At 66.6% G+C, this 12,694-nt stretch carries 8 protein-coding genes; 4 read left to right on the forward strand and 4 right to left on the reverse strand.

The features are described 5' to 3' along the window. Position 1: 1 nt before the first annotated feature. The 3 genes from ACV4UX_RS06740 to aprB all read right to left on the reverse strand — a co-directional run bounded on the left by ACV4UX_RS06740 (position 2) and on the right by aprB (position 3,948). Positions 2 to 1,249 (reverse strand): CoB--CoM heterodisulfide reductase iron-sulfur subunit A family protein, encoded by a 1,248-nt coding sequence (locus ACV4UX_RS06740; RefSeq protein WP_491592549.1) that lies wholly within the window; start codon positions 1,247 to 1,249, stop codon positions 2 to 4. 161 nt (positions 1,250 to 1,410) lie between these two features. Beyond that, positions 1,411 to 3,411 carry an adenylyl-sulfate reductase subunit alpha gene (aprA, locus tag ACV4UX_RS06745; RefSeq protein ID WP_491592550.1) on the reverse strand — a complete coding sequence of 667 codons (2,001 nt, stop codon included), beginning with the start codon at positions 3,409 to 3,411 and terminating at the stop codon, positions 1,411 to 1,413. Positions 3,412 to 3,453: 42 nt separating this feature from the next. Then, positions 3,454 to 3,948, reverse strand: a complete 495-nt coding sequence (gene aprB, locus ACV4UX_RS06750) for an adenylyl-sulfate reductase subunit beta (protein ID WP_491592551.1) — start codon at positions 3,946 to 3,948, stop codon at positions 3,454 to 3,456. Between the two features lie 484 nt (positions 3,949 to 4,432). Between aprB and ACV4UX_RS06755 the strand changes: the two genes are divergently transcribed. From ACV4UX_RS06755 to ACV4UX_RS06765, 3 genes are all read left to right on the forward strand, one after another. Continuing rightward, positions 4,433 to 5,971 (forward strand): PAS domain S-box protein, encoded by a 1,539-nt coding sequence (locus ACV4UX_RS06755; protein ID WP_491592552.1) that lies wholly within the window; start codon positions 4,433 to 4,435, stop codon positions 5,969 to 5,971. 85 nt (positions 5,972 to 6,056) lie between these two features. Beyond that, on the forward strand, positions 6,057 to 8,375 hold the full coding sequence (locus tag ACV4UX_RS06760) for a glycosyltransferase family 2 protein (protein ID WP_491592553.1): 2,319 nt from the start codon (positions 6,057 to 6,059) through the stop codon (positions 8,373 to 8,375). Beyond that, positions 8,372 to 10,660 carry a cellulose biosynthesis cyclic di-GMP-binding regulatory protein BcsB gene (locus tag ACV4UX_RS06765; protein ID WP_491592554.1) on the forward strand — a complete coding sequence of 763 codons (2,289 nt, stop codon included), beginning with the start codon at positions 8,372 to 8,374 and terminating at the stop codon, positions 10,658 to 10,660. The genes ACV4UX_RS06760 and ACV4UX_RS06765 overlap by 4 nt, the downstream gene beginning before the upstream one ends. Before the next feature lie 175 nt (positions 10,661 to 10,835). Here ACV4UX_RS06765 and ACV4UX_RS06770 read toward each other — a convergent pair whose 3' ends face one another. Then, positions 10,836 to 11,939, reverse strand: a complete 1,104-nt coding sequence (locus ACV4UX_RS06770) for a hypothetical protein (RefSeq protein WP_491592555.1) — start codon at positions 11,937 to 11,939, stop codon at positions 10,836 to 10,838. A 160-nt stretch (positions 11,940 to 12,099) separates the two neighbouring features. Between ACV4UX_RS06770 and ACV4UX_RS06775 the strand changes: the two genes are divergently transcribed. Beyond that, on the forward strand, positions 12,100 to 12,609 hold the full coding sequence (locus ACV4UX_RS06775) for a tetratricopeptide repeat protein (RefSeq protein WP_491592556.1): 510 nt from the start codon (positions 12,100 to 12,102) through the stop codon (positions 12,607 to 12,609). Positions 12,610 to 12,694 lie beyond the last annotated feature (85 nt).

Raw genomic sequence — 12,694 nt, forward strand, 5'->3', positions numbered from 1 at the left:
TCTACCTCCCCGCAACCGTTTGAATGGCCTTGAGCGCCGCGCCGGTGGCCGACTGGGCCGAGCGCATGACGTCCAAGGGCAGCTTGGCGCAGCCCGTGGCGATGACGCCCGAGCCGTCCGAGCCGATGAAAAAGCCTTCCTCGTCCCGGGGCGCGTTCACGGCCACGTTCTCGCCGCTGGTGGAGGGCTGCATGCCGGTGGCCAGGACCACCAGGTCGAACTCTTCCACGCTCTTGATGCCGGTTTCAACGTTCTCGACCGTGCAGAGAACCTTGCCGCCGGAGGTCTCGGTGATGGCGGCAACCTTGCCCTTGACCAGTGAGAGCTTGGGATCGGCGGAGACTTTTTCCAGGAACTTCTGGTAGCGGCCAGGAGTGCGCAGGTCGATATAGAAGATGGAGACCAGCGCCTCGGGCACGCGCTCGCGAACATAAGTGGCCTGCTTGAGGCTGGCCATGCAGCAGATGTAGGAGCAGTAGTTCAGGTGGTTCTCGTCGCGCGAACCGGCGCACTGGACGAAAGCCACCCGCTTGGGAGCAGCCTTGTCGCTGGGGCGCAGGAGCAGGCCTCCGGTGGGGCCGTTGGGCGCGCAGAGACGCTCCATCTGCATGTTGGAGATAACGTTCTTGAGCTTGCCTGCGCCCAGGTTTTCCAGCTTGGACATGTCGTAGGGCTTCCAACCGGTGGCCTCGACGATGGCGCCCACCTTGAAGGTGACGGTGCGCTCCTTGTCGGCCAGGTCGATCGCGCCGTACTTGCAGGAAGCCTCGATCTTCTTGCCCTCGGCCTCGGAGCAGCGGTTCTTTTCGAACACGTAGCGCATCGGGAAGGCAAAGATGTTAGGACGGAAGGCCACCTTGCGCTGGCCCATGCCCAGGTCGAACTCGCAGGGCACCTTGGTCTCGGCGGCCTCGGCGCAGTCGCCGCAGGCGGTGCACTTCTCGTTGACGTAGCGCGGCCGCACGGTGACGGTCACGTCGAAGTCGCCGGCCTTGCCGGAGACCTTCACCACCTCGGCCATGGTGAGCACCTTGACCTTGGGGTTGTTGCGGATGCGCTGGAACTGGATTTCAAGACCGCACGAGGGCGGGCAGAGTTTGGGGAAATACTGGTTGAGCTGAGCAACCCTTCCCCCCAGGTACGGGTTCTTCTCCACGAGGATGACCTCGTAGCCCATTTCGGCGGCCTCGAGGGCAGCGGTGATGCCGCTGAAACCCCCTCCTGCCACCAGAATCGCGTTGCCAGACATTGACACCTCCCTGCTCGGATTTGACCTCTCACGGTCAAACGGCCTGATCCGGGACGCCTGGCCCCGGCGCGCCCCGGATCAGACCGTTTGCAGACAAACGGCCGGCTTCCGGCTGGAAAACGGCCGCGGGCTTTCGCCCGCGGCCGTGCTTGGTCCGAACCCTACTGGGCGTCGGGGATGATCTGGATGTAGGGACGCTTGAAGATCTTGGTCTCCCTGGTGGCAGGGTCGTACTTCGAGTTGACGAAGCACTTCCACTTGCTGTCGTCCAGGCCGGGGAAGTCGCCGCGGTAGTAGAAGCCGGGGTAGCGGGACTCCTCGCGGAAGGCGATGTGCTGCATGTGCAGGCGCACGGTCCACAGGCGGTGGAACTGCTCCCAGCAGCGCATCAGTTCGTGCAGGTCGCGGGCGGCCAGCTTCTTGGAGTCCTCTTCCAGCATGGCCAGCAGCTTGAAGCCGGTGCCCAGCAGGGAAGCGGAGGTGGTGTACAGGGTGCCAACGCCACCGCCGTATTCATCGGTGCACTTGATGAGGCGCATCATGAAGTTCTTGGGCGAGATGAAGTTGGGGTTGATGACGGGGTCGGTGGACACGCCCTTGAACTGCTCGAAGGTGTACCAGGGCTGGTAGATTTCCTTCTTCAGTTCGTCGGCCTTGGCGGCGATGGAGGGCTTGTAGTCCTTGTGGTCCACGCACCAGCGCACCATCTGCTTGCCGACGATGCGGCCTTCAGCGTGCGAACCGGACGAGAACTTGTGGCCGGAGGCGCCCACGCCGTCGGCGCAGGTCCAGAGGCCGTTCACGGTGGTCATGCGGTTGTAGACCTTGCCGTTGTCGGCGCGGACCTTGTACTCCTCGGGAACCCAGTCCTCGTCGGGACCGGAGGCCCAGATGCCGCAGCAGCCGGAGTGCGAACCGAGCAGGTAGGGCTCGGTGGGCATGATCTCGGAGCCGGACTTCTCGGGCTCGATGTTCATGGCGGCCCACAGGTTGGCCTGGCCCACGCACATGTCGAGGAAGTCTTCCCAGGCCTCGCTCTCGAGGTGCTTCTGCTGCTCGGGAGTCATGGTGGCGAAGGTAGCCTGCAGGGCGCCCGCGGTGTCCATGTAGATGGGGCCGCGGCCGGCGCGCATTTCGGCGAGCATCATGTGGTTACGCAGGCAGGTCGGGATGATGTGACCCTTGGCGTAGCCGCGATCCTCGTAGGGCTTCAGCATGGCGCGGTTGGTGGAGCAGTAGTCTTCGCCCTTGGAGTTGGTCGCCTTGGCCTTGAAGAGCAGGAACCAGGCGCCGACCGGTCCGTAGCCGTCCTTGAAGCGGGCGGGCACGAAGCGGTTTTCCATCATGGTCATCTCAGCGCCGGCCTGAGCGCACATGGTGTAGGTGGAACCGGCGTTCCACACGGGGTACCAGGCGCGGCCGAGGCCTTCACCGGTGGAGCGGGGCTTGTACACGTTCACCGCGCCGCCGCAGGCCACGACCATGGCGTTGCAGGTGAAGATGGTCACCTTGTTTTCGCGGGTGGAGAAGCCAACGGCGCCGGCGATGCGGTTGGGCTCCTTGGTGTCGTTGAGCAGCTTCACGATGAAGAGGCGCTCGATGTAACGGTCCTGGCCCAGGGCGTTCTTGGCCGCTTCGGCCACGATGCACTTGTAGGACTCGCCGTTGATCATGATCTGCCAGCGGCCGGAGCGGACGGGGTCGGCGCCGGTGCGCAGGGAGACGCCGGCGGCCTTGGACTGGGCGCCATCGAGGTTGTGGCCGTGGGCGTCCTTGGTCCAGCAGGGCAGGCCCCACTCTTCGAACAGGTGGACGGAGTCGTCGACGTGGCGGCCCAGGTCGAAGATCAGGTCTTCGCGGACGAGGCCCATCAGGTCGGTGCGGACCATGCGGACGTAGTCGTCGGCGTTGTTCTTGCCCAGGTAGGTGTTGATGGCGGAGAGGCCCTGGGCCACGGCGCCGGAGCGCTCCATGGAGGCCTTGTCCACCAGCATGATGGACAGGTTGCCGCCGACCTTGTCGGCCCAGCGCACGGCCTCGAAGGCCGCGCCGCAGTTGCCCATGCCGCCGCCGACCATCAGGATGTCGACGTACTTTTCTTCAACGACAGGTTCGGCGAGAGCGACGCCCTTCGCCTCTTCTTTCATCGGAATACGGGGCATTGATGTGCTCCTTATATTCTGTGGTTTCGCGCGAAGTGCCGCTTATTTGCAGAAGCCGTCCAGCCAGCACTGCTCGGTGCCCGCATCGGCGATCTCGAACTTCTTGCCGAGAACCGCCTGGGGCTTGGCCAGGGGGCCGGACTCGGTGAAGAGCAGTTCGTCATCCAGGTTGCCGGGCTCGGGCTTGCCCTCGTAGGGCTTGATCGAACCTTCGGGAGTGGTGCGGATGGGGAACTTGAAGCGCTTCACGTTGCCGTTGCGGAACTTCACGGTCCACATGATGGAGTCGGCCGAACGCATGGGGATGGACGTGCCGCCCATGGGAGCGAAGTCGGCGTAGGGCCTGGCCTCGATGGCGCCCTGGGGGCAGATCTTCACGCAGGAGTAGCACTCCCAGCAAGCCTCGGGCTCCTGGTTGTAAGCCCGCATTTCGGCCGGATCGAGGATCATCAGGTCGTTGGGGCAAATGTACATGCAGGCGGTCTTCTCGCCGCCCTTGCATCCGTCACATTTGCTAGGATCGACAAAGGTAGGCATACCACGTCCTCCACGCTAGTTGATGGTTGATTCCCTGTTCGCTGCCAACAAAAACGCTCTCGCCTGCCGCACCCCGAAGGGGAAAAAGACGCCCGGCCGGACGGTGACGTCGGGGCCGGGCAGAACTTCAAACCGGATCAGGCGCGGACACGGAGGACGCGGGACAAGCGCGCAAGCGAACGATTTCACGAACCCTCATGCTGCTTCCCCCACCCACCGTTAACCTCCTGGTTCAAGCCACCCGGACGAGCGGCTTGTGAGGAATGTAACGAGACACCCAGCCGACGTCAAGCCGAAAGTGAAATATATTACAAAAGGCCTAAGCTGCTGATTATATTGAGAAACCTAGTCGGCCGGTTCGCCGAAATTCTCACCGGAAGGATTGCCCGCATCCCATACCACCCCCCACAACCCATGGCAAGAGGCAAGGCGAAACTTTCCACGAATCCTTGCTTTCCGCACCGTTTGACGCCATAAAAACCGCGTGAAACTTCCCTCGCGCGACGCACCCCCGGGCCTGGCCAGGCTCCAGGCTCTTCTGGACGCCGCCGTGGACGCCATCGTCATCGTCGGAGAAGACCACCTCATCAAAGACTTCTCCCGAGCCGCCTCCAAGCTCTTCGGCTACGACAGGCAGGAGATTCTGGGCCAGGCCGCGGACGTGCTCATGCCGGAGCCCTTCCGCTCGGCCCATGCCGGATACCTCCGGCGCTACCTCGAATCCGGCGAACCGCGCGTCATCGGCCTGGGGCGCGAAGTGCCGGCCCTGCGCAAGGACGGCACCACCTTCCCCGCCTACCTCTCCGTGGGCGAGGGAACTGAAGATGGCAGGCGCTTCTTCGTAGGCATCCTTCACGACCTCTCCCGCGAGAAGGAGGCCTTCCGCCGCGTGCGCGACCTGGCCTCCCTGGTAGACTCCACCGGCGACGCCGTGACGGGCGAGAACAACGCGGGGGTGGTCACCTACTGGAACAAGGGCGCCGCCGAACTTTTCGGCCACACCGCCGCCGAGGCTTTAGGACGCGACCTGGCCGAACTGCTCGTCCCCCCCGAACGCAGGGCGGAGTTCTCCACCCTGCGCGAGCGCCTGCGCGAAGGCGAGGGCCCCCTGCGGGTGGAGACCGAACGCCTGGACAAGACGGGCAAGCGGCTCATCGTCTCCCTGACCCTCTCCCCCATCCGGGACGCCGAGGGCCGCGTGGCGGGGGCGTCCACCATCGCCCGCGACGTGACCGCCCGGCGCACCGCCGAGCGCGCCGAGGCCCTGGCCCGGCGCGCCGCCGAGGAGGCCAACCGCGTCAAGGGCGATTTCCTCTCCATCGTTTCCCACGAACTGCGCACGCCTCTCACCGTGATCCTGGGCAACATCGCCCTGCTCACCGACGGCGGCAACATGCCCGGCCCCGAGGTGGCCGCCTCCATCGCCCAGGACATAGAGGACAGCGCCAACAGGCTCCTGGGGCTGATCAACGACCTTCTGGACATCTCCGACATGGAGGCCGGGCAGGCCAGGCTGCGCGTCTCCCCCGCGCAGGCCGACGAACTGGTGCGCGAGGCCGTGCTCGCCGCCCTGGAGAAGGCCGACGAAAAGGGCCTGGCCCTCACCTTCGAGGCCGCCCCCCTGGAGATCGCCGCCGACCCGCTGCGCCTGAAGCAGGCCCTGTCCAACCTGGTGGACAACGCCATCAAGTTCACGCCCTCGGGTTCCGTGTTCGTGGGGGTTTCGCGCGCGGGCAACTGCGCCCTTTTCGAGGTCACGGACACGGGGCCGGGCATCCCCGACGACCAGACCGCGCGCATCTTCGACGCCTTCCACCAGGCCGACACCTCCCACACCCGCGCCGCCCAGGGCGCCGGCCTGGGCCTGACCATCGTGCGCCGCATCGTGGAGCTGCACGGCGGCGTGGTGAACGTGCAAAGCGAACCCGGAAAGGGGAGCAGCTTCTACATGGCCATCCCCCTCGCCCCGCCGCCCGAAGCGGCGGCCTCCACCCCGGCGAGCCTGACGGACCCGCGCGACTAGCCCGGCGCACACGCCCTCTTCCCTTCAGGGCGCGACTCGTCTATCCAAGGTGTGAATCGCCAAAGGATCCCGACAAACCGCCCCCATGCAAAACGACCGCACGGACGCCCCATCCCACGCCCTGCCCCCGGCCATGCTTTGGGCCATGGGGCTCTCCACCGTGGGCGTCTGCGTTGCCTCGGGCCTGCACCTCACGCTGGACCACCAGCGCGTCCTGGGCTGGAGCCTGGCGGGCGCGCTCTACCTCATGAGCCTGGCGGAGCCGCGCCTGGGCATGGTCTTCCGGGTGTTCTTCCTTGCCCTGGGAGTTTTCATCTCCCTGCGCTACATGGTGTTTCGCACCACGGAGACGCTCATTTTCACCGGCCCCGCCGATTTCGCGTGCATGATGCTGCTCTATCTCTCGGAGCTCTACGGTGTGGTCATTCATTTCCTGGGGATGTTCGTCAACGTCTGGCGGCTGGACAGAAAACCCGCCCCCCTGCCCGAGGACCAGGCCCTCTGGCCCACCGTGGACATCTTCATCCCCACCTACAACGAGCCCGACGACGTGATCTTCCTCACGGCCCAGGCCTGCGCCCTCATCGACTACCCCCGCGAGAAGCTCGCCATCTACATCCTCGACGACGGCGGAACCCTGGCCAAGCAGAGCAACCCCGACCCCGCCGCCGCCTGGGAGGCCCGAGACCGCTCCGAGCGACTGCGCCGCATGTGCGACGACCTGGGCATCCGTTACCTCACCCGCGAGCGCAACCTCAAGGCCAAGGCCGGCAACATCAACTCGGCCTTCATGGGCCACTCCTACGAGAGCGCCGCCCCGGGACCGGACGGCGAACTCGTGCCCTGCGCCCCCGTGCGCACCACCGGGGAACTCATCCTCATTCTCGACTGCGACCACGTGCCCACCCGCGACATCCTGCGCAACACGGTGGGTTTCTTCCTCAAGGACCCAAAGCTCTTCCTGGTGCAGACCCCCCACTATTTCCTCAACCCCACCCCCGTGGAGAAAAACCTGCAGACCGCCCAGGACTCCCCCGGCGAGAACGAGATGTTCTACGGCGCCGTGCAGTTGGGGCTGGACTTCTGGAACGCCTCCTTCTTCTGCGGATCGGCCGCCGTGCTGCGCCGGTCCATCCTGGAACCCCAGGGAGGCATCTCGGGCGAGACCATCACCGAGGACGCCGAGACCGCCCTGGGGCTGCACGCCAAGGGCTTCAACTCCGTCTACATCAACAAGCCCATGATCTCCGGGCTCTCGCCCGAAACCTTCGCGGACTTCATCCTCCAGCGCTCCCGCTGGGCCCAGGGAATGACGCAGATCTTCCTGCTCAAGAACCCCCTGATGCAGAAGGGGCTCACCTTCGAGCAGAAGCTCTGCTACTTCAACTCCTGCTTCTTCTGGTTCTTCGGCGTGGCGCGCTTCTTTTTCTTCATCTCGCCCTTTCTCTACCTTTGCCTGGGCCTGCGCGTGTACAACGCCTCCATGAGCCAGATCGTGGCCTACGCCCTGCCCCACCTGCTGGCCAGCTACGTGATCTCCAACAACCTCTTCGGGCAGGTGCGCCATCCCTTCTTCTCCGAACTCTTCGAGACCATCCAGAGCTTCTACCTGCTCCCGGCCATCCTGGCCGTGGCGCTCAACCCCCGCAAGCCCAGCTTCAAGGTGACTCCAAAGGGCGTCGCCCTGGAGACGGATTTCCTCTCGCACCTCTCCGCGCCCTTCTATTTCATGCTTCTGGTGTGCCTCTTCTCCTTCCTCTTCGGCGTCTACCGATGGACCGCCTACCCCATGGAGCGCGACGCCATCATCGTCACCGTGGCCTGGAACTTCTTCAACCTCATGATGCTCATGCTCTGCCTGGGCGTGGTCTGGGAGAAGCGTCAGATCAGGCGCTTCCACCGTTTTCGCGCCAAGGGCCTCGTCATGCTGGGAGACCCCGACTCCCCCGACTGGACCCCCACGGCCCTCTACGACCTCTCCCTCCTGGGCATGGGCATGCTCCTGGCCGACGCCTCGCCCTACGCCATCGGGGACAAGCTCACCGCCCAGGCCACCGACTCCTACGGGCACGCCTACACCTTCCGCCTGCGCATCGAACGCATCTTCCCCTGGGGCGGCATGCACTACGTGGGCACCCAGTTCATCATCCCCGACGACGAGGCCATGGCCTCCGTGGTGGCCTACGTCCACGGCGACTCGGCGCGCTTCGCCCACTTCGCACGCAGCCTCTTCAACAAGCGCGTGGGGCTCCTCACGGGCTTCTACTACCTCATCGCCAAGAGCTTCCTGGGAACCGTCCAGAACATCCAGGGCATCCGCCGCATGATGGCGCGCCTGGCCAGGGACCTGGCCACGCGCGCCCTTGGCGTCGTCCTGCCCCAGACCGCACGGAGAGAACCATGATCCGCCCCCTCTTGCTGGCCCTGGCGCTCCTCGCCATCGCGCCCCTCCAGGCCGCCGCCGCGCCCGCCGACACCCCGGCGAACCTCGCGTCCGCCGCCGTGCCCGACCCCGTGCGCAACCCCGACGGATCCTTCACCGTGAAACTCCCCCTCACGAGCCTCTCGCCCGTGCGCAACGTCACCCTGCGGGGCGTCTCGGCGGCCTTCTCCTTCACCCTCCCCGTGCCCGAACGCTGGGAGGTGAAACGCGCCGCGCTCACCTTCGGCTACGTGAACTCCTCCTCGCTCCTGCCCCGGCTCTCCCGGCTCACCTTCGCCGTCTCCGGCAAGACCCTGGCCCAGATCGAACTGCGCCCCGAATCGCCCAAGGGACGCGTGGAAATCCCCATCCCCGGCGCGCTCCTGCCCACCGGCTACAACGAATGCTCCTTCCTGGCCGTGCAGAGCTACACCGAGGAGTTCTGCGAATACCCCCAGCACCAATCCCTGTGGACCACCCTGGAACTGGACCAGGCCACCGTGGAGGTCACCTACGCCCTCAAGCCGGTGCCGCAGCGCCTCTCGGCCGTGGCCGACTTCCTCTTCGATCCCCGCTCCTTCCTGGGCGCGGAGGTCCACGTGGCCGTGGCCGAGGTCTCCGAGCAGACCGTGAAGCAGGCCGCCCTGGCCGCCTCGGGCGTGGCCCTGCGAATGGACTACCAGGCCGCGCGCGTCACCGTGTCCGACCGCCTCCGGCCCGGATGCGACAACATCGTCATCGGCGACGCCACCTTCGCCCAGCGCCTGCTGGGCGCGACCGCCCCCAGGCCCGGCGAATCGGCCATGGCCATCCTGCCCGGACCGCCCAGGCCCGGAACGAGCGTCCCGGACCCGGACACCGCCGTGATCCTGCTCACCGGCAATCCCGAGGGCGTCCAGAAGGCCGTGCGCGCCTTCAGCTACCTCTCCTTCCCTTTCCCCGACACCCCGACGGCCGACATCTCCAAGGTGGCGGACCCCGCGCCCGCCATGCTCGAGGCAGCCCGCAACGTGAGCCCGGACAAGGAATACAGCCTGCGCGCCCTGGGCTTCGCCACGCGCACCTTCCGCACCGACCAGGCCCGCGCCACGCCCGTGGACATCCCTTTCACCCTGTCCTCCGGGCTCGACCTCAACCCCAACGCCTACGTGGCCCTCTCCCTGCACATGGCCTACGCTCCCGGGATGCGCGAGGACTCCGTGCTCACCATCCACATCAACGGCATCTACGTGGGCGGCGTGCACCTGGCCGACGTGAAGGGCGGCACCTTCCTGGACTACCGCGTCAACCTGCCCGTGTTCGCCATGCACAAGGGGGCCAACACGCTCACCCTCACCCCGGTGCTCAACCCCCTCAAGACCAATCTCTGCGAGTTCTATCAGTCCGAGAACCTGCTGCTCACCCTCTACGACGACTCCACCCTCACCTTCCCGGACCTGCCCCTCTTCGTGAGGCTGCCCGACCTCGCCCTCCTCTACCAGGACGCCTTCCCCTACGCCCGCTGGGCCGACCTGCGCGGCTCCACCCTGCTTTTGGGCGACAAGTCCCCCGAGACGGTGCGCGCCGCCGTGAACCTGACCGCCCAGGCCGCCCAGCGCACCGGCCTCCCCCCCCTCGGCCTGGACGTGAGCTTCGGCCCCGAGGCCAAGGGCAACGTGCTCGCCGTCGGCCCCGTGGACTCCCTGCCCAAGCCCCTTGTGAGCGCCGCGCCCTTCTCCCTGCTCCCCCAGGGAGCGCGACCCTATCCCCAGATGCCCCGGCCCAAGGCCCGCGCGGACGATGCAGCCTCCCACAAGGCCCCCCTCTGGGCCAAATACCTGCCCTTCCTCTGGGAGCCGGAACGCAAGCACATGGAAGTGACCAGCTCCCTCTGGGCCGACGTGCGCACCGGCGCGTCCCTCACCCCTGGCAAGGGCGTGGTGACCCAGTTCAAGGCCCCCGGCTCCACCGAAGACACCGTGACCCTCTTCACCGGCGCGACCCCCGCCGACGTGGCCGCACTGGCCTCCAGGCTCTGGGAGCCCGCCGTGCGCTCCAAGCTCGACGGCGACATGGCCATGGTGGACCTCGCCTCGGTCCAGCCCAAGGCCGTGACCCTGGACGTGGGCGAGAGCTACTACATCGGCAGGATCGGCGTGTCGCCCAAGCTCACCATCCTGGTGAACACCTATCCCTGGATTTCCCTGGGCGTGGTGGCCGGGCTGCTCGCGCTGTTCGCCTACGCCTCCTGGCGCGTGCTCAGGGTCTTCCGCGCCCGGCGCGGATGATGACGCGGCCCCGTCGGCACGAACCCCCTGCCGGGAAGGAACGCCTGTCCTCGCGGGCTCTCCCCGTGCGGTGCGCAGTGCCGGATTCCCGGCCGTCCGCCGCGAAACGCGAAAGGCTCCGGACGCGGCAACGTCCGGAGCCCGCAAGCTCGCACGGTTCGCGGTCGACGGCCCGTCAGGGTTTGGCCTGGGACGTTTGCGGCCAGCCCCAGCCGACCGCGAGGGCCTCCTGGAGGCGCTTGGCCACCAGCTCGTTGGCCTCGTCGGTGAAGTGGCAGTCGTCGGTGAAGAGCTCCTGGCGCGCGGCGAAGAAGTTCGCCAGATTCAGGTACACCGCGCCCGACCGGCGCTCGGCCTGCCAGGCGGCGAAGGCCTTCCCGGCCTGGCAGTAGAAATAGTCCCGCGAGCCCAGCTCGTTGCTGATGCGGTCCGAGAGCGAGCACACGGCCGGGTCGAAACCCTTCAGAGGCTGCAGGCAGGCCACGTAGCGGATGCCGAAGGCCTGGCAGATGGACGCCATCCGGCCCACGTTGGCAAGGTAGTTCTCCAGCGCCGCCTGCACGCGGTCCGGCCGCGTGTTGGCCATCTCGGCCTTCACGGGCGGGTAGTAGGACGGGGCCATCTGGTTCATGTGCTTGCTGGACTCGGCCCCCAGGTCGTCCCAGCGCATGGGGGGCCAGCCCACCCGGCCGTTGTAGTACATGGCGTGGTGGATGTCGTTGAAGCCGTCGAAGGAGACGAGCACGTCGATCTTCTGCTCCAGAAGGTCCTGGACCAGGATGGCGAGCTCCTGGTTGGAAATAAAGGAGAGGGTGCTGGCGTTCACATAGTCCGCCCTCAGGCCCGACTCGCCCAGCAGACGGGCCAGCCGCGCAACGATGGCGTCGTCGTTGGTGGTGCCCTGGAAGGCCACCGACCCGCCCACCATGGCCACCCGGGGACGCTCCTTGACCGGCGGCAACTCCGGCGAGCGCTGGCCCAGCGAATTGGTGGCGATGCGCAGCGGCCCTGTGGACGAACGGGCCTCCACCGACGGAGACGGCTTGAACCCTGCGTAGGGATGCGGACGCCGGTAGTCGAACTCGTCGAGCCCCACGCTGCGCGGCCCCCCGGCGTCCTGTCGCTCGGGAGTCTTGGCCTCGGCCATCTGGCGAAGGAACTCGGAGGACTGCTTCTTGTACACCACCACCTGGTATCGCGACAAAAACAACGCCGCCGCTCCAGCCACCACGGCAGCATTCAGGATGACGATGAACGCCCAGAACAGGTACTTTTTCATTTCAGGGACTCTTCGCGCCCTCCGGCGCACGGTTGATGCCATCGTACAAGCAGCGCAGCCTCTACCAGAGCAACACCGCGCAGGCAATCCGCTGCGCCGCGCCCTGGCCCTGGCGGGGGCCGTCACGCTCGCGGCCGCAACCGCCCACGCCCAGCCAACCGTGATCCGGGACCCCGCACCCGACCGCGCCGTCCGCGCCCCCCTGGATCAAAAAGCAACTCCAGCTCCCGGCAGCCCCGAGGCCACCGTCCAGCGCGACGCCTCCGGCACCCTCGTCTCACCCTACGAACCAGCGCCCCCCAGCACCGCCATGGGGCGAAACAAGGGACGCGCCTCCATCCCCCTGGACATGGAAAACATCAACCAGGGCTGGGAAAACCTCAACGCCGGACAACCCGCCGACGCCCTGGCGCTCTTCGCGAAATCACAACGCTCCAAGGACCAGGGCCTCGCCTCCGAAGCCACCCTGGGCTCGGCATACGCCCTCTGGCGGCTCGGTCGCGAAACCCAAGCCGCCGACACCTTCAAAACCCTCGTGGACGCAGGATTCCGCCTCCCCGAGACACTCCCCAACCTGCTCTTCCTCCTCCACAAACGCGGAGGCCCCAAAGCCGTGGAACCCTACCTGCACCTCCTGCCGGAAGAGGACCGCGCCCGCTGGCGAAAGTAAGGTGCGCGCGCAGGGGCGGACAGACCCCGGACACGACGGCATACCCGGTGAAGCCCGCGAAGCAATTGCGGGGTCTGGGGGGATC

It is taken from the genome of Fundidesulfovibrio sp. (assembly GCF_058402725.1).

Excerpts from the sequence above, each read along its gene's own strand:
- aprB (WP_491592551.1), bottom strand. The coding sequence starts at position 3,948 with ATGCCTACCTTTGTCGATCCTAGCAAATGTGACGGATGCAAGGGCGGC.
- aprA (WP_491592550.1), bottom strand. The coding sequence starts at position 3,411 with ATGCCCCGTATTCCGATGAAAGAAGAGGCGAAGGGCGTCGCTCTCGCC.
- ACV4UX_RS06770 (WP_491592555.1), bottom strand. The coding sequence starts at position 11,939 with ATGAAAAAGTACCTGTTCTGGGCGTTCATCGTCATCCTGAATGCTGCC.
- ACV4UX_RS06760 (WP_491592553.1), top strand. The coding sequence starts at position 6,057 with ATGCAAAACGACCGCACGGACGCCCCATCCCACGCCCTGCCCCCGGCC.
- ACV4UX_RS06740 (WP_491592549.1), bottom strand. The coding sequence starts at position 1,249 with ATGTCTGGCAACGCGATTCTGGTGGCAGGAGGGGGTTTCAGCGGCATC.
- ACV4UX_RS06765 (WP_491592554.1), top strand. The coding sequence starts at position 8,372 with ATGATCCGCCCCCTCTTGCTGGCCCTGGCGCTCCTCGCCATCGCGCCC.